Source organism: Candidatus Viridilinea mediisalina, assembly GCF_002532535.1.
GTDB classification, from domain to species: Bacteria; Chloroflexota; Chloroflexia; order Chloroflexales; family Chloroflexaceae; genus Viridilinea; species Viridilinea mediisalina.
Genome location: NZ_NQWI01000013.1, coordinates 23,046 through 40,127, shown reverse-complemented (window position 1 = coordinate 40,127; position 17,082 = coordinate 23,046). Strand labels below are relative to the sequence as shown.

The following is a 17,082-nucleotide window of genomic DNA, read 5'->3' as shown; positions in this document are numbered from 1 at the left end:
ATAGGAAATAGGAGATAGGAGATAGGAAATAGGAAATAGGAAATAGGAGATAGGAGATAGGAGATAGGGCTGAGGCATGCCTTAGCCAGCTTTCGCTGCTTCAGCCCAGAAGGCTTCAACCTTCTGGCGCAGCAGCGCATGCTCGGCTTGGGCTAGTTGCAGGTCGGCCTCAAGGATCGCAACCGCCTCTTCGCGGGCGGCGTGCAACAGGCGTGTGTCGGTCAGCCCGGCGATCTTGAGGTCGGGTGTGCCGCTTTGGCGTGTGCCAAAGAATTCGCCGGGGCCACGTAGATTCAGGTCAATCTCAGCGAGCTTGAAGCCGTCGGTAGAGGCTTCCATAGCTTCGAGGCGCTGCTTGGTTGCCTCGTTGTCGTCTTTATCGCTAATCAGGATGCAGTAGCTCTGGTGTTGGCCGCGCCCGACCCGCCCGCGAAACTGGTGCAACTGGGCGAGGCCAAAACGCTCTGCGCCTTCAATGATGATCGTTGAGGCGTTGGGGATGTCTATACCTACCTCAATGACCGACGTGGCAACAAGGATGTCGTACTGGCGCTCACGAAAAGCGACCATCACTTCGTCCTTTTCACGCGGCAGCATGCGTCCGTGCAGCAGTGTGACGCGCAGATCGGGGAAGATCGTGCCTTGCAACTGCTCGTACATCTCCTCAGCCGAGGGCAGATCCAGCGTCTCGCTCTCTTCAACAAGCGGGCAGATGACAAAGACTTGACGCCCCTTTTCAACCTCGCGGCGAACGTGGCGATACGCCTTGTCGCGTTCGCGCTTACGCACCCAGCGCGTGCGAATCGCCTGGCGGCCCGGCGGCAACTCATCGAGCAGCGAGGTGTCGAGATCGCCGTAGATCGTCATGGTCAGCGTGCGCGGAATAGGCGTAGCGGTCATGACCAGCAGATGCGGGTTGAAGCCCTTATCGCGCAGGCGTTGGCGCTGTTCAACCCCAAAGCGGTGCTGTTCATCTACCACTACGAGGCCGAGGGCATGGAAGCGCACGCTTTCGGTGATCAGTGCATGGGTGCCTACAACGAGATCAATGTCGCCCTTGGCAATACCCTCTAGCACGCGGCGGCGTTCGCGGGCGCCCAGGCTGCCAGTGAGCAGCGCGACACGCACCCCTTTGCCCTCCATGTCATCGGCTTCACTCATGCCCAGGATGGCCTTGATCTCAGCGAGACGGGCCGCCTCTTCGGGGTCAAGCTCGGCTTGCCATGCGTTCTCGTCGGAGGCTTGGGCGGCACTGCGCGGCACGGCCACGCGGCCTAAGAGTTGCTTCAGCCCCTTGTAGTGCTGTTCAGCCAAGATTTCCGTAGGGGCCATGAGCGCCCCTTGGAAGCCGTTGCCGATGGCCTGCAGCAGCGCAGCCGCCGCGACAACCGTCTTGCCTGAACCAACATCGCCTTGCAGCAGGCGCGCCATTGGTTTGGGGTGGGCCATATCGCCAAAGATTTCGTCGAGCGAGCGGCGTTGCGCTGCGGTAAGACTGAAGGGCAGTTGTTGTTGCAGTTCGGCGTGCAGTTCGGGCATAAAGCGCAATTGGTAGCCCAATTCGCCCTGCCAGAGCAGCTTGCGCTGCACCACACCGAGTTGAATAAAGAGGAACTCATCGAAGCCGAGGCGTTCGCGGGCACGCTGCATCTGAGCCGCATCGGCGGGGTAGTGGATCTGGGCCAATGCGCTGCCCAGGGGCAGCAGGTTGCGGCGGGTTCGCACCGCTGCGGGCAGATAGTCGGGCACCTTCGGCGTGACCGCATCAACCACCAGTTTAATTGCGGCGCGGGCATTGCGCTCAATCAGCCCCTTGGTGAGCGGATGCACCGGCACTAAACGCCCAGTATGGAGCGACTCCACATCGGGCATGTAGGGTTCCCAAGCGGGTGAGGTGAGTTGGCGCAGGCCATTGAAGGTCGAAACCTTGCCACTAAGCGTAATCATCCGCCCCACCGTAAGCTGCTTCATCAGCCAAGGCTGGTTGAAGTAGACCGCTTTGATCGAACCGCTCTCATCACTAACCACCACCTCCACGCGGGGGCGCGGGCCACCACGCAGTTGCACATCAGTGATTTCGCCCACAATCGTCACGCTACTACCCACGACGAGATGAGCAATCCCCTGCTGCTGCGAAAAGTCATCGTAGCGATGGGGAAAGTGGTAGAGCAGATCTTCCACGGTACGCAGCCCCAGCCGTTTGAAGGCGTTAATATCAGTACGACTGAGGCCCGGTACCCGTTCAAGCCCATCGCTCAATTCGAGATCAAAGGCTGGCTTCGGATCAAGCGGGGCAGCGCTTGTCCTCGTTTTTGGCTTGCGGGTTCTCGTTTTAGGTGGTGGCGGGGATGCGTCAGCCTGCTGCGTGGTGTGTGGGGGGCTTGGAGCATCAGCACGCGGCGCAACCTCATGTTCAAGCGCAAGCGCTGCAGATGGAGTGGGCTGCTGAGCCGGGCGAAAGAGCGCCCGCAGACCCGTAATTGCCCGTTGGATGTGGGTATAGCGCGCAGAGAGCGTCTGCGCACGGTAGTCGGTCAGCAGTTCAAGGGCACTCCGCACCGCCGGTTCAGCCAACGCCTCACCATGGGCAGCCTGCCAGTCAGCCAAGAAGTGATCGAGCCCCTGGGCGGTCGCCTGATCCTTACAGCCACCGCGCTGTTCAGCGGCCAAGACCCGCCCCAGGGTAATGATTGGTTCACGATACTGCATCGTCACAACGAGGAATTAGCCTTCATCAAGACCTTCAAAGACCGCGACCCCCATAGCGCCGGGGCCCAAGTGGATAGCGATGGATGGCCCAAAGCGAGCAACACGCACACGATCACGGGGGAAAATGGGATCGAGCTTATCGAGCAACTTCTCGACATCTTCGGGCGACGTGACATAGAGAACGGTCACTTCTTTCACACGCGGAAAATCTTCGACAAAGGTAAAGAGACCTTCAATCGCTTTCGCACGGGTACGGGTGCGCTCATAGGGCACAATCTCGCCCTCATCAAGAATCATGAGCGGCTTAATGCGCTGCATGGAACCAAGCACCGAGGCCGCAATGGTCAAGCGACCACTCGCCTCAAGGTGTTCCATCGTATCCACAAAAAAGACCACATGGGTATGGCGGATGGTCGCATGGATCATACGACTCAAATCATCGGGCGGAACCCCCGCCCGGGCGGCTTGGGCTGCCGCAACGGCAATCGAGCCAAGGCCATAGGATGCCGATTTACTATCAATGACCTCAAGCCGGGTGGTACTAGCCGGTAAGCGGCTCTTGGCCGCCGCCGCATTGGCATGAAGTGAACCGAGACGCGCACCCAAGTGCATCGAAAAGACATAGTCCACATCGCCAATTAAGCGCCGATAGATTTGCTCGAAAGCTGCTGAAGAGGGTGCCTTGATCTGCACCCGATTCTGCCCGGTCGCCATCAATTCATAGATTTGATCATCATTCAGATCAATACCAACGCGATACACCTTACCATCAACTTCAGCCAAGACAGGAACAACCTCAATCCCAAGTTCAGCAGCCAGCTCAGGATCGATATCGGACGAGCTATCGGTCACAATCGTAATCTTCGCCATCGAAAAAACCTAGTAGGGGGTACACACATACCAAAGCGGTATGGTGACCAAAGAGTTTGCCAAAGAGGTTAGTGTATGGTATAGTTGCGCGGAGATAGTGCAATATAATGATGTTGGAGTTTGTCTGCTATGGCAAAGTGTCAGATGTGCGGTAAAGGGCCTTCCTTTGGCCATAACGTTAGCTTCTCGAAGCGCCGCACCAACCGCATGTGGCGTCCGAACCTGCAGAAGAAGACCATTATCAACCATGATGGTTCTTCGGTACAGGTACGGATGTGTACCCAGTGTATCCGCACGTTAATGAAACCCCAAGGGTAGACGGTTTTTGCTTGAGTGGAAGGGCGGCCAGGGTTGTCACAACCCTGGCCTTTTGCTATCCTACGCGAACTCGCATAACTGGGAGCCATTATAACGGAAGGGGGCGCGGGGTGCAATACGAAGTTGGGGGGTAACTAGGTTTCCCCCCGCCCCTCTACAGGCATTAGGCCGTCACATAGATCGGATTACTAAAGAGCCAGGCTCTAGCCCCAAGATAGGCTTCGAGGCGATAGACGGCAGGAGTGGTGATGCGCAGGTGGAGTTGGCGTCGCGCCGTGGCAATCGCCTTGCCATTAGCAATGAGGCGCACGTCGGCACGCTGGCCCACATCGGCGCTGATGGTGAGCGGCCCTGGCCCAAGCGTAGCGCTGTCGCCCATGCCGTACCACTCGCTGCCCCGCGTGGCACTAAAGAGCAGCGGTGGCGCACTGGCCTCCAGCCGATTGATGAAGTAGCTGCGGCCCTGCCCTAGTGCTGCATAGACCTGGGCGGTGGCCGTGGTTGCATCACTGCTGAACGGCTCGTGCAGCAGCAGATAGTTGGTCAGCGTTCTAAAGAGCCAACGGTACGGGAAGATCTCAACCTCGCCCCACGGCACCGCGTACTTGAACGCATGGGCATCTACCCCACCTACCCCGAAGGTGCGCCGCCCGCTCATATTGAGGCGATCCCACCAAGCGAGGGTCGCCGGAGTGGGGCCGCTTAGTCCGAGGGTGGGCACGAAATAGTTGAGGACACGGTTGCGCGAGGTAAGGTTTTCGCTCCAATCGCTCATCAGGTTCCAGAGTTCAAGCCCGACGCTGCACCCTTCGCGCTGCGTAGGGCCGTCAATCTGCCAATCATCCCAGCGGTAAATCTCTTTGAACCGGTTGGCCACGCGCTCATCGGGGTGGGCAATGATCCCAAAGCCCCCTTGGGCATAGACCTGATCAAGAAATGCTTGAGGCGGCAGACATGGATCCACAACCGTGTTGAGGCCCAAGGCGAGGAAATGGTTGTGCTCAGGCGTAATCTCGTGGCCCACAATGACGAGCAGGCCATTGTGCCAACCGGCAAAGCTCGCTCCTGCTTGAGTATCGTGATCGGTGACAATGATCCAGCGCAACCCAGCAGCCCGAGCGGCAGCAATCACTTCGGGAAAGCTGCCCGTGCCATCGGAGTAGCGGGTATGAATGTGGAGCGCACCAGGGTAGCAGAAGGTGTAGCCCATAACTGTTTTTTTACTCCTACAATATAGCCATGGTAATCCATGATATGCTACACTAATACCAGTTACGATTGCAGATTGCAGATTGCAGATTGCAGGTTGCAGATTGCAGGTTGCAGGTTGCAGATTGCCGAACCATAATGAACCACACGATGGCAGATGGCCCCCACAATCTAGGCGAGCAGGTACACAATCAACAACTAGCACGTTATGCCGAGCGCCTCGCGATCCTCAGTGACATTGATCGCGCCATTTTATCGCTGGAAGCGCCACAAGCGATTGCCCAGCATGTGGTTGTGCGTCTGCGCCAGATGATCCCTTGTGAGTATACGGCGGTCTTGTTGGATGATGATGACGGCACGGCGGCTACGCTGATCGCTGCCGATGCGTTGGGGCCACCGCCACCAATTGGACGGCGTTTTCAAATTCCGCCTGAAGATCGGCTAGATGAAATTCCCTATGGCCAAGCACAGGTTGAAGCGTTTGTTGATTATGCGCACTACATGGGCGCCTTTGCTGATGTGTTGCGTTTGCGCTCAATTCGTTCGTTTGTGCGTATGCCGTTAAGCTTGGCAGGCAAGAAGATTGGCATCTTGGCGCTCTTGGCGCGTGAACCAAACGCCTTCGACGCTGAAGCGGTCGCTACGATCATTGCACTTGGCAACCAGTTGGCAGTGGCTGTCCATTGTACCCGCCTGATTGAACGCGAACAACAGGCACGCCGTTTTACCGAGCGGCTGCATACGATTGGCATGGCACTCTCGACCTCACTTGATCCAAGTGAGGTCTTTACCATGCTGCTTGATGCCTTGGCTGAGTTGGTACCCTACGATACGGCCAATATTATGCTGCGTAGCGATGAATATTGCTTTCGCATTAAGGCGCTGCGCCACTATGATGCGTGGACAGATAGCACATCCTTGTGGACCTTCCCCTTTGATATTCGCTCCGTTGGCCCTATTCGGCGCTTGGTCGAGCAACAGGCAACCGTCTTTATTCCTGATACGGCTGCGGACCCAGAATGGGTGCGCTTGCCTGGCACCGAGCATGTGTGCTGTTGGATTGGGGTGCCACTATTGGCTCAGGGGCAGTTGATTGGGCTCTTTTCGCTTGATCACAGCGAACCATGGGGCTTCAGTACCGATCATGTGCGTACCGCCGAGTTGCTCGCCGCTTCGGCGGGCATTGCGATTGCCAATGCGCAACTCTTTGCCCAGAGCCAGCGCGAGATCGAGGAGCGCCGTCAGGCCGAGGCAGCCCTTGAACAAGAACGGGCGCTCTTGGCCCAACGAGTGACCGAGCGTACCGCTGATTTGCGGGCGGCTAACCAGGAATTGGCTCGTGCGGTGCAACTCAAAGACGAATTCTTGGCCAATATGAGCCACGAATTGCGTACCCCGCTCAATGCCATCCTTGGCCGCTCTGAATTGCTGCGTGAACAGATCTATGGCACCCTCACACCGCGCCAGGATCACGCTATCCAGAGCATTGAAGAATCTGGACGCCACCTGCTCAGCCTGATTAACGATATTCTCGATCTCTCCAAGGTCGAAGCGGGCAAGCTGGAAATCAGCCCTGAAGTGTGTGAGGTGGAAGATCTCTGCCGCTCGGTTATCCGTATGGTCAAGCAGTTGGCATTGAGTAAGCAGATCTCCCTGAGCAGCCATTTTGATCCTACCGTCACCAACATCATCGCTGATCCACGGCGGCTCAAGCAGATCTTGGTGAACCTCCTGAGTAATGCGGTGAAGTTTACCCCCAAAGGTGGCAGCGTGGGCCTTGAGGTGGAGGGCAACCTTGAGCATGAGCGGGTCACCTTTACGGTGTGGGACACGGGCATTGGGATTGCGACCCATGATCAGGCGCGGCTCTTCCAGCCCTTTGTCCAGATTGATAGTTCGCTCAGCCGCACGCATAGTGGTAGCGGACTTGGTTTGGCGCTGGTCTTACGGCTCACCAAGTTGCACCAAGGCAGCATCAGCCTAACGAGCAGTCCGGGGCATGGAAGTCGTTTTGAGGTGCTGTTGCCTTGGCGCAAGATGACGTTCGGCTCATTGCGTACCAGCACCGACCAAGCAACGCCCCAACCTGATGGTTCAGCGGAGGGGATAACTCAGATTACCCCCTTATACCCAGCACCACTGGTGCTGTTGGTCGAGGATCATAGTGAAAATATCGCAGTGATGAGCGATTACCTTGATCAACTGGGCTGCACGTTTCACATTGCCCATGATGGCATCGCAGCGATCCATATGGCAAACGCACTCCAGCCAAGCATCATCCTGATGGATATCCAGATTCCATGCTTAGACGGGCTAGAGGCGATGCGGCACATACGGGCCAATGGCTTGCAAGATACCCCTATTATTGCGCTGACTGCCCTCACCATGCCGGGCGACCGCGAACGCTGTATGGCAGCGGGGGCCAATGCATATATCGCCAAACCTGTCAGCCTACGGGGCTTGCGTGCTGAGATGGTGCGACTCTTAGGGTAGGAAAGAGGAAAGGGTAGGAAAGTAGGAAAGAGGAAAGGGTAGGAAATAGGAAAGCTGTAACCTAGACTACGTTCCTACGTTCCTACGTTCCTACGTTCCTACGTTCCTACGTTCCTACGTTCCTACGTTCCTACGTTCCTAACCTCCTACTTCCCAATCAAGCGCCAGCCGCTGGGCAGGGCCACCGCCGCGAGGGCAATCTTGATCGCGGTGCCGGGCAGGAAGGGGAGGACGGCGACAAGGAAGAGCGCGGTGAGGCTGACGCTGCCGGTGAGCATAAAGGTGGCGGTAACGAGCCACGCAAAGCCACAGACGAGAATAATCAGTTCACCGATCAGCATCGCAGGGATAGCGGTGCGGACATTGCGATCCCAGCCCCGATTGGCAAGCAGACCGACCACAAAGGCGGCGAGGGGGAAGGCCAAGAGGTAGCCTGCGGTCGGGCCAATGATCACCGGCAGACCAGGGATCATGCTGGGGCTCCAGGCATTCAGCCCCATGGCGAAGACGGGTAGGCCCAACAGACCTTGGCCCAAGTAGGCAGCGAGTGTAATCGCGCCCAAGCGCGGCCCATAGATAGCACCAATCAGGTAGACGCCCAGGGTCTGCCCAGTGATCGGCACCGGGCTAAAGGGTGCCAGCGGGATGCTAATCTGGGCGAGGAGGGCCATAAGGATGGTACCAGCCAACACAAGCAGACCGTCGCGGACGAGGGGATTGGCCAAGGAACCCCGTGCAGGCACAAGCCGGTCGGCCAAGGTGCCAGCAGTTGTGACGCCAGTGGTCATGTGGTCACTCCTTCACTTCAGGCGAATTGATGCAGGCTATTGTACCGCATAATTGCTGCTTGTGCGCTATAACCCTAAGAAGCTGTCTGAAAAGCCGGGGGGCACACGCTGGAGTGCCGGCTTTAGCCGGCTAAAGCCGGCACTCCAACGCCAAACCATAGACTTTTCAGACAGCCTCTAAGGGTTACCTATGTACCGCATAATTGCTGCTTGTGCGCTATAACCCTAAGAAGCTGTCTGAAAAGCCGGGGGGCACACGCTGGAGTGCCGGCTTTAGCCGGCTAAAGCCGGCACTCCAACGCCAAACCATAGACTTTTCAGACAGCCTCTAAGGGTTACCTAGCCTGACCACGAGGGTAGGGCGGGCCACGGCATTCCAATCTTCGGTATCGGAAGAGACAAAGTACTTTCCGCTATGGTAGGCGCTATCAGCCGAGTAGAGCGCGAGGCGCAAGGGTTCGCCAGCGGCGTAGGCTTCGGCAACCGCAGAACTCAGATCAAACTCGCGGGGCACGCCAGGCCAGCCGGGAAAGTCGGGTAACACAGGGACCCACGCGGCCCCAACATTCTCGCGGGCAAGGGGCGCAGTGTTCCATGTGATCGTGTTTTCTTGCCAATCGTCATCAATGGTGAAGACCTGGATTAGGGAAGGTTCAGCATCTGCGGGCTGCGAATTGCCGAATTGGTGCAGGATGAGCTTGGCGTCAACCACCACCCGACCTGAGGGCAGGCTATCGAGCGGGAAGGTGACATAATACTTGGAGAAGCAGGGCCAATCGGCAATTTCAGACTGATTTTGGATATTGAAATCTCTGGCTCCTGCGTGGTGGGGCAAGTGGCCCCATTCAGTCCAGAAATCGATGCCATCGCCGCAAACGGTGCCACCACCGACCGCCACATCGGGCACCGTCAGGCCATCAAGCCCTTGGCGCAGGGTAAAGCTCTGGGGGTTGCGTGTACTCGGCGGGGTATAGCTTGGTCGCAGCCCAAAATTGAGCAACCCCCAAGAGGCAGCATCGTCCACTTGCCATGCAGGCGGCCAGAACTGAGGCTCAATGGGCGTACCCGCACGATCATCGCGGTCATCGAGGCGCAGTGCCATAAGCCAACGGGTACCCTCAGGCGGGCGCTGGTCAAGGCCCAGGCTGGCAAAGGGGATGCGGAAGGTCATCGCCCAACCACGGTCGTCCACGTCATCATTGAGCCCCTCACCACGCCAACCAGGGCGCGACTGAAAGGCGGTATTGGCTACCTGCCATGTGCTGCCTTGGGCCCGATAGGCAGCTTGGTATGGTTCGCGCGGCAGATCTTCGTGGCTAAACTGAGCCACAAAGCGATGACGGGTATCGCCCGTATCGAGGAAGAGCGTCAGCGCATCCCAGTCGGTCAGGGTCGCACGGGTAGGGTTGCGAGCATACCAGAGACGGCGATCAAAGACGGTCACATCAACATAGAGTTCGCTATCGTTATAGCCCACGCGCACATCGGCATAGTTGTTGGTACGGTCAACCCGACCAAACCAGAAGATCGCCATTTCAGGAAAGCGATCATCAAGCTCTTGGGTAGCAAAGTAGGGCGCATTGACGCGGTGGCGTTGGGTTGGGGGTGGAGCATCGGGGCGAGGTGTTGGCGAAGGGGCGGGGGCGGGCTGGAGCGTTGGCGAAGGGGCGGGGGCGGGCGATACAGTGGGCGTAGGCGAGGGTAGTGCTGCGGGGGTGCCAGAGCGAGCAACAAGCGGCAGGTAGAGCGTATACGTCCCGCTGGCACCCAAGGTACCAACCAGCAACAAGAGGGCGAGCAACACAATGGGGATGAGTCGGCGCATTGGTTTTCCTTGGGAAGAGCTGTAGAGAGGATTAGAGCGAATTTTACCACAGAGGCACAGAGGGCACAGAGATTCTGCATGTTAAGCGCACATGAACAAAAGGATATTCCTACCTTACCATACCTCTGTGTTCTCTGTGCCTCTGTGGTGAAAACCTCTGTGTTCTCGCACAGGCTCCTCATTCTCTCTAGGGACTCAACTGCGCGATCCCTCCTCAACATAGATAATCTTACTGCCTTGGGGTTCCATAGCCACAGGAACGGGGCGCAGTTCAGGTAGGGCATCGCGGATTATCTGGTGGCGTTCAGGCGGAGCAAAGAGCATCAGGAAGCCACAGCCACCAGCACCGAGGATTTTACCACCGAGGGCACCAGCAGCCCGCGCACGCTCATACCAGTGATCGATCTGGGGATTCGTGATCCCGGAGGCCAGTTCACGTTTCAGCATCCAATTCTCGTGGAGGATGTCACCAAAACTGGCAATATTGTTTTTCAGCAGAGCACTGTAGAGTTCGCGGGCCAACTGTACCATGCGGCGCAGGTTCTTGCGCTTGGCCGGGTCGTTTTCGGTATTGGTGCGCTGTTCAGCTAAGACATTCGGGGCTGAACGGGTACCACTAGTATACAACATCAAGATGTGTTGCTGCAGTTGCTGGCGGGTCTGAGGGGCGCAGATCACCGGATCAACAAAGACACTCTCATCGGGATTGAACTGGATGAACTGGAGGCCGCCATAGGCTGCGATATACTGATCCTGTTTGCCAATGGGCGCACCGCAGCGTTCAATCTCAATCTCACATGCCTCATGGGCGATCCGTTCAGCGCCGGCATAGTGGCCGCAGTGGGCATAGAGCGCATTGAGAATGCCCACCGTATAGGTGCTTGAAGAGCCCAAGCCCGTGCCTTCCGAGGGAATATCGGAGATCGAGGTAATTTCGATCCCTCGGTCAATTTGCACAATCCGCAGTGCCTCACGAATCAATTCATGTTTTAGATCATCAACGCTGTCAACAATCTCAGTAATCGAATAGCTCGCACGAATGCGATTGTCAAACTTTTTATTAACCGTGATATAGATATATTTATCAATCGCCATGGTGACAACCGCACCCGGCTCATGGCGATAGAAGGCAGCCAGATCGCTGGCCCCACCGGCAAAACTGATGCGTAATGGTGTACGTGAGATAATCATGAGAACTCCTTACATGTGGCGTGGGGGCTTCGTAATGTAGCAACAAGCATCGTAGCAACTCACACTAAATAAGCTGTAAATAAATGCTTGCAAGATATGACATAACGTTAATCAATGCGTATTTCATCGTCAGCGAAGGGAAGTGGGGTATAATACCACTTACCGTTGAACATCCCGCATCATCAAGAACGCGAAAGCTCATTTGGAAGCCATATTCGGCAATCTACAATCTACAATCTACAATCTGAAATGGTATAATGTGGCGTGTTGCGTGCTATTGAAAGCCTTTGATCGAGATCATGCAGATTCATATTTCTTGGAAAACCATCTTTGCGACCTTCATATTCATCATCAGCATCATGTTATTGCTACGTGTAAGCTTCATCTTACGCGATCCTCCTATGCTGGCCGAAGCTGATCCCTTGCCCTCTCCAAGCCTAACGGCGGATGGGTTGTACGACACCGAAACAGTGACGAGTACGGCCCCCAGTGGAATGACTGCCACCCCAACCCTTGAGCGCTTGGAGGTGACGGTCACGCCTACAGCCGAGCAAAGCACCCCTAGCCCAACCGCAACCCCAACCATCGAGGGGCCTGTAGCATTGACCTCAACTCCAACACCAGCGTTGCCACAGGTGCTTACATCGGGCTTTGGCCAAGTTGCAGGAACCGTGAATTATGCCTTTATTGTGAGCAACACCAATCCAGATCAACTCTTTCAGGAAGTACGCTACCGCATTGCCGCCTATGATAGCACCGGAATTGTCTTGAGTACCCATGATGGCACTATTGCCCAGATTGGAGCAAACCAAGAGATTGGTATTGTAGGAAGCATCACCTTAAATGCCGAATTGACCGTCTCGCGGATTGATGTGGATGTGTTTAGAGCTCGGGCCATTGGGGTGACCGATGGGGTAGCTCCGCTTTTGGAAGGATTAACGGTTGTTGAACCAGCATTGGTACCAGGTGATCAACCAAGTTTGACCGGCATAGTACGCAACGCGCTTGATCGTGATTTTGAGGGTGTGACCATCTATGGTATTGCCTACAACGAGCGTGAAGAGATCATTGGCGGGGGCCGGGGAAGCGTCTCGTTTATTGCAGCTCATGGTCAAGCACCCGTGAGTATGCCGGTAGTCATGAGTGGGGAGGTGGCAAAAGTGGCATTTTGGCCTGTGCTAAGTACTGGCGAGTAGGGGCCGTAGGTAGGTTGGTTAAGGGAAGGATACAGAAACGAGAAAATAGAAAATAGGTTTGCGACATTCTGAAACCATCCCCCTTAGCTGTAAATGAAATGTCAGCTTCTCATACGGCTTGATTTAGCGCCAGTTTACGCAGAAGGACTAGGCTCGGAAGACTATGGAACGACCAGCTATCTTCCTCGACCGCGACGGAGTGATTAACGAGAATCGCGTCGATCATGTAACGACGTGGGAGCAATTCCGTTTTCTGCCGGGTTCATTGGAAGCCTTGCGCCGCTTGACCCAGTGGGGCTACCGTATTTTTGTGGTGACGAACCAAGCCGCAGTGGAGCGCGGGTTGTTGAGCCGCACCACACTTGAGCAGATCCATTGGCGGATGGGTCAAGTGGCTGCACAGCATGGGGCGCAGATCAGTGCGGTACGTTGGTGTCCCCACCGTCCCGAAACGCAGTGTACCTGTCGTAAACCCCAACCGGGCATGTTGCTCACGCTGGCGGCCCAGATGGGTGTTCAGTTGTCTACAACCTACATGATTGGCGATGCCCTGACTGATATTATGGCTGGCCAAGCGGCTGGATGTCGCACCATTTTGGTACGCACGGGGCGCGGTCAGGCGCAACTGAGCATGCCTGAGTGGGCCAATTCGCCACCAACGCATGTTGCATCCGACCTCCTAGAAGCGGTACAATTAGTTGAGCTTGAACGTCGGCAGGCTGGTGTTGTAGCGTAAGGAGCGCATGATGCTCACATGGCGAGATGTCTTCTACTATGTGAAACTCTTCCTGCGCTGGTGGTTTGTGATTGTGGCGGCCATCATTCTGGCAGCCAGCACAGCTTGGTTTGTGGTTCGTCAGCAACCCAATATGTACAGCTCCGTGATGACGCTGTCGGTTGGTACCAACTTTTCGGTTGCAGCACCAGACCAAGCGCAGGTGGGGTTGAGTAATGTATTGGCCGATTACTATGCGGCCATAGCCAAACGTGAAGTAATTATTGGGCCAGTGGTTGAGCAACTGGGCCTGGATTTTTCTTGGTGGGTGCTGCGCGATCGCATGCTGAGTACCCGCGTTGATCGTGGTGCCAATCTTTTAGAGATTCGCATTGCTGATACCGATCCAGAGCGAGCGGCGATCATTGCGAATGCGCTTGGTGATGCGCTGATTCGCTTTACCCCAACCTCACAAGATCATATTGAAGCCCAGCAGAGTCAGATCAATCGCCAAATCCAGCAGATAGAGCGTGATCTTCAAGAGACAGAGGCACGATTGGCGGAATTGCAGTCGCGCATGACTTCGCTCACGTCGGCGATTGATATTAATGACATCCAAAGGCAAATTGAAACGAATCAGGCTGTCCGTGAGCGCCTGCGTGGCGAGTATAGCATCCTTGTGGGGCTCAGCAACGAGACCCTCGTAAATACCCTTACGGTCTTTGAGGCCGCCGAGCCCTTGCCCTATCCGTTGCCCAAGAAGACGACGTTGACGATGGCGATGGCAGGAGCCGGAGCTTTGGTGCTGGCGATCATGGCAATTCTGCTCCTCGATATGCTCGATGAGCGTTGGCGCACTGGAGGCGAACTCCAGAGCCGCACACGCCTGAAGAGTTTGGGTGAGGTTCCCGACACTCCGCCGGCGCTGGCAGCCCCCCCCAAACTTGCGGGGCAACGTGAACATGCAATCAATCAGTCCTATACGAACATGGTGTTAGCAGCCCAGAACCGGCTCCCGCGTTCGTTGCTCATCAGTAGCCCGCAACCAAGTGCAGCCCGCAGCGCAGTAGCGCTTGACCTCGCAACCATGTATGCGCGCACGGGTCATCGCGTGATTATTGTGGATGCTGCAAACGATGAAGATGCCTTGCTTGACCAGCTTGAGCTTGTTGCTGCACAGTTGGCCCAGAGTGGCTGGCATCCAAACGATCAGCAGCACGTGGTGGAACAAAACAAACAGAATGGGCTGTTGAATTACCTCAAGCCGAGTGCAATTGATAATGTGCTTGTGTTGTCTGGGCGCAATGCAGGGCATCAGCGCTTGACCTCACTTGTGCCGTTGGTCTATTGGTCTGAAATGGTGTCCCGCTTGGGCAATGTTGCCGACATTATTATCTTTGATGGCCCTGCGTCACTACAAGGCCCCGAGGCGGGCATCTTGGCCTCTTTGGTTGATGGTTCGCTGCTGGTGCTTGATGGGCGTCAAGACCCGCGTTCGACCGTCATGAAGGCGCGTCAGCATTTGGGTCAAGCTCTGAAAGAGCAGTTCTTGGGGGCCATTGTGGTGCGCCAAGCATCTGGCGGATGGCAGCAGCATACGCCTAGTAAGCCCTCGCAAGGAGGCAAGAAGCGTTTCCAGTTGGCTCTGAACCGTCAGGGCATCACCATCGTCTTGGGTGAGCAGGATGTGGTGTCACAAGCAGTTCATGCTACGTCGCATGAATCTTACGATCATCAACATCACTTGGCACTATCCTCGGTAGAACAATCCAGCACACCTAATCCTGCGCCCAATGAAGCAACCGATCTCACGACAGACCCAAAGCCAACCGCAACCGCTTATGAAGATGTCACATTGCGTTGGGAAGATCTGCTGAAGCTTGAGCAATCCGCCCAGACAACGCCTGAAGCTGAGACGCATGGGCATCGTGAGGCAACATCCGAAGCTACTACCCAGAATGCTCAGGCGGGCTTTTGGAAGAATATCTCATTCGGTCGTAGCAACAACGCGCAACGCCGCCCACGGATTGCCAATGGTTCGCGTAGCTCACGGATCCGTATGGGCCGTCCTCGGCGTGAAGTGGTGCTGGATTGAATGTCTAATACCAATTACCCTTGAACATGCCGCATTATCAAGAACGCTAACGCCCATTGGGATGCCATGTTCGGTAATCTGCAATCTGCAATCTACAATCGTAAATGGTATAACAACCGTTTGCTCATATTCCTGCTCATGCTTCTCCTCGTGCTCGCGAGGGGCTCTTCTGTATGGGCTGAAGAGTCGGCCTGGCGGCCCGCGTTGGAGATCTCTGAGAATCAGTTCGGCTGGTTTCCTGATCTCACGGTTGATCTTGACGGCAATCTCCATGTTATCTGGGGCGGGGGCACGCAGCGGATGCGGCAGATTGATCAGAGCGTTGTAGATGTTGATCTGCTACGCTACCGCGTGCTACGCAATGGGGCTTGGGGCCCTATGACCGATATCGCAGTTACCTGTGAAGGTGGCTATACCGTCCGAAATAGCCTTGTGGTCAATATTGATGGACAGATAAACGCACTGGTGCGCTTCTGCACCAGTGTGATGGCCATGAGTGCTCCTGCCGATCAGGCGGGAACGGCATCCGCTTGGAGCAATGAGATCTATTTGGGAACCAGTTACTACAATGCCCTCGCTACTGATAGTCAAGGGCGTTTGCATATGCTCTACCATGAGTTTGTCTTTGATCCAAGCGAACAAGCCAATTTGGCAAGTGAAGTGTTTTACCGCCGCTCGGAGGATGGCGGGCAGACATGGACTATTCGGCAGAATATTGCCTACCTGTCGGGTGGCGATGAACGCATGCAAATCCAAGTGGATCAGCAGGATCGCATCCATGTGGTTTGGGATCATGGCAGCGATTGGTATCTGGGGATTGACAATCCCGCCTATGGGATCTACCGGCGCTCGGATGACGGAGGGGTCAGTTGGCACGTGCCCCAGGCATTGGGTATTGCCAATGAGCCCACGCTACAGACGACCCTTGGGTTGACGGTGGAGGGTAATCCATTGGTGGTCTATCGGAGTGCCAATGGCGAGCGGCTCTTCTCCCAGTATTCGCCCGATGGGGGAACGACGTGGCAATTGCCTGCGGTGATTCCAGGGGTACGGGCGCGGGCAGCGATTGAGCGGGGGCTGGATAGCTTTAGTTTAGCGCGCGATAGCGCCAATCGGCTGCATCTGCTGATGGTCGGCTTTCCCGAAGATAGCCCGGCAAGTATTCCGATGGTGCTGCACCTCATCTGGGACGGTACAACGTGGTCATCACCAGAGATTGTCTATCAGAGTACGAAGCGCCCGATGTGGTTGCGGGCGGTGGTGGCCCAAGGAAATACGTTGCATGCCGTCTGGTTCACCTATACCGAGGTGAGTGACTGGGGCGAGCGGCGGATTTGGCATAGCAGTCGGCCCTTGTCGAGCCCGCAGGTAGCCGCACCACCACCACGCAGCTTGCCAACTGCCGTGCCTCGCCCCACCACACAGCCCCTGGGCGAACCACTTGTCCAGCTTGAAGCGCCACATGATCCGGTTGTAGCAAGAGACTTGCATGAGCGCCCCCCACCTACCGTGTTCAATGTGTGGCGCGAAGTAGCCGGAGTTGGCGTCGCCCTCGTAGGCGTTATCCTTATCCTTGGTATCTTTACCATCACTACCTTGCGCAGGCGGGCACGCGAGCCGTAATTTCCATTGGGGCAGGATGCCGCAGACCCACCTTCTATTTTCTCGTTTCT

General features: G+C 56.1%; 12 protein-coding genes. 6 read left to right on the top strand and 6 right to left on the bottom strand.

Annotation, left to right across the window (positions count from 1 at the left end):
• Nucleotides 1–81 precede the first annotated feature (81 nt).
• Together recG and CJ255_RS04630 are read right to left on the bottom strand one after the other, a co-directional pair.
• Nucleotides 82–2,709 (bottom strand): ATP-dependent DNA helicase RecG, encoded by a 2,628-nt coding sequence (gene recG, locus CJ255_RS04635; RefSeq protein ID WP_097642925.1) that lies wholly within the window; start codon nt 2,707–2,709, stop codon nt 82–84.
• 15 nt (nt 2,710–2,724) lie between these two features.
• Nucleotides 2,725–3,579 (bottom strand): DegV family protein, encoded by an 855-nt coding sequence (locus tag CJ255_RS04630; protein WP_097642924.1) that lies wholly within the window; start codon nt 3,577–3,579, stop codon nt 2,725–2,727.
• 129 nt (nt 3,580–3,708) lie between these two features.
• Between CJ255_RS04630 and rpmB the strand changes: the two genes are divergently transcribed.
• Complete coding sequence (gene rpmB, locus CJ255_RS04625; protein WP_097642923.1) at nt 3,709–3,897, top strand: 50S ribosomal protein L28; 189 nt, start codon at nt 3,709–3,711, stop codon at nt 3,895–3,897.
• Nucleotides 3,898–4,060: 163 nt separating this feature from the next.
• On the opposite strand, the gene CJ255_RS04620 is transcribed toward rpmB, so the two are convergent.
• Nucleotides 4,061–5,107, bottom strand: coding sequence for a CehA/McbA family metallohydrolase (locus CJ255_RS04620; RefSeq protein WP_097642922.1), 1,047 nt, complete (start codon nt 5,105–5,107; stop codon nt 4,061–4,063).
• Nucleotides 5,108–5,256: 149 nt separating this feature from the next.
• Between CJ255_RS04620 and CJ255_RS04615 the strand changes: the two genes are divergently transcribed.
• Nucleotides 5,257–7,599 (top strand): hybrid sensor histidine kinase/response regulator, encoded by a 2,343-nt coding sequence (locus tag CJ255_RS04615; protein WP_165774571.1) that lies wholly within the window; start codon nt 5,257–5,259, stop codon nt 7,597–7,599.
• A 146-nt stretch (nt 7,600–7,745) separates the two neighbouring features.
• Here CJ255_RS04615 and CJ255_RS04610 read toward each other — a convergent pair whose 3' ends face one another.
• The 3 genes from CJ255_RS04610 to CJ255_RS04600 form a co-directional block, all read right to left on the bottom strand.
• A complete protein-coding gene (locus tag CJ255_RS04610; RefSeq protein ID WP_097642920.1) occupies nt 7,746–8,387 on the bottom strand; it encodes a biotin transporter BioY in 642 nt (213 codons plus the stop codon).
• A 328-nt stretch (nt 8,388–8,715) separates the two neighbouring features.
• The gene (locus tag CJ255_RS04605) at nt 8,716–10,212 is read right to left on the bottom strand and encodes a DNRLRE domain-containing protein (protein WP_097642919.1); all 1,497 of its coding nucleotides are present in this window, start codon (nt 10,210–10,212) and stop codon (nt 8,716–8,718) included.
• A gap of 195 nt (nt 10,213–10,407) precedes the next feature.
• On the bottom strand, nt 10,408–11,403 hold the full coding sequence (locus tag CJ255_RS04600; protein WP_097642918.1) for a GHMP family kinase ATP-binding protein: 996 nt from the start codon (nt 11,401–11,403) through the stop codon (nt 10,408–10,410).
• A gap of 299 nt (nt 11,404–11,702) precedes the next feature.
• Here CJ255_RS04600 and CJ255_RS04595 point away from each other — a divergent pair, with 299 nt between their 5' ends.
• The 4 genes from CJ255_RS04595 (at nt 11,703) to CJ255_RS04580 (ending at nt 17,032) form a co-directional block, all read left to right on the top strand.
• On the top strand, nt 11,703–12,599 hold the full coding sequence (locus CJ255_RS04595) for a hypothetical protein (protein WP_124681814.1): 897 nt from the start codon (nt 11,703–11,705) through the stop codon (nt 12,597–12,599).
• A 163-nt stretch (nt 12,600–12,762) separates the two neighbouring features.
• A complete protein-coding gene (gmhB, locus tag CJ255_RS04590; RefSeq protein WP_097642916.1) occupies nt 12,763–13,335 on the top strand; it encodes a D-glycero-beta-D-manno-heptose 1,7-bisphosphate 7-phosphatase in 573 nt (190 codons plus the stop codon).
• Between the two features lie 7 nt (nt 13,336–13,342).
• Nucleotides 13,343–15,409 carry a hypothetical protein gene (locus CJ255_RS04585; RefSeq protein WP_124681813.1) on the top strand — a complete coding sequence of 689 codons (2,067 nt, stop codon included), beginning with the start codon at nt 13,343–13,345 and terminating at the stop codon, nt 15,407–15,409.
• 204 nt (nt 15,410–15,613) lie between these two features.
• Nucleotides 15,614–17,032: a sialidase family protein gene (locus CJ255_RS04580; RefSeq protein WP_165774570.1), complete on the top strand. Its 1,419-nt coding sequence runs from the start codon at nt 15,614–15,616 to the stop codon at nt 17,030–17,032.
• Nucleotides 17,033–17,082 lie beyond the last annotated feature (50 nt).

Bases quoted from the DNA above. Each gene is read 5' to 3' on its own strand.
- recG (WP_097642925.1), bottom strand. From the start codon at position 2,709: ATGCAGTATCGTGAACCAATCATTACCCTGGGGCGGGTCTTGGCCGCT.
- CJ255_RS04630 (WP_097642924.1), bottom strand. From the start codon at position 3,579: ATGGCGAAGATTACGATTGTGACCGATAGCTCGTCCGATATCGATCCT.
- rpmB (WP_097642923.1), top strand. From the start codon at position 3,709: ATGGCAAAGTGTCAGATGTGCGGTAAAGGGCCTTCCTTTGGCCATAAC.
- CJ255_RS04620 (WP_097642922.1), bottom strand. From the start codon at position 5,107: ATGGGCTACACCTTCTGCTACCCTGGTGCGCTCCACATTCATACCCGC.
- CJ255_RS04615 (WP_165774571.1), top strand. From the start codon at position 5,257: ATGGCAGATGGCCCCCACAATCTAGGCGAGCAGGTACACAATCAACAA.
- CJ255_RS04610 (WP_097642920.1), bottom strand. From the start codon at position 8,387: ATGACCACTGGCGTCACAACTGCTGGCACCTTGGCCGACCGGCTTGTG.
- CJ255_RS04605 (WP_097642919.1), bottom strand. From the start codon at position 10,212: ATGCGCCGACTCATCCCCATTGTGTTGCTCGCCCTCTTGTTGCTGGTT.
- CJ255_RS04600 (WP_097642918.1), bottom strand. From the start codon at position 11,403: ATGATTATCTCACGTACACCATTACGCATCAGTTTTGCCGGTGGGGCC.
- CJ255_RS04595 (WP_124681814.1), top strand. From the start codon at position 11,703: ATGCAGATTCATATTTCTTGGAAAACCATCTTTGCGACCTTCATATTC.
- gmhB (WP_097642916.1), top strand. From the start codon at position 12,763: ATGGAACGACCAGCTATCTTCCTCGACCGCGACGGAGTGATTAACGAG.
- CJ255_RS04585 (WP_124681813.1), top strand. From the start codon at position 13,343: ATGATGCTCACATGGCGAGATGTCTTCTACTATGTGAAACTCTTCCTG.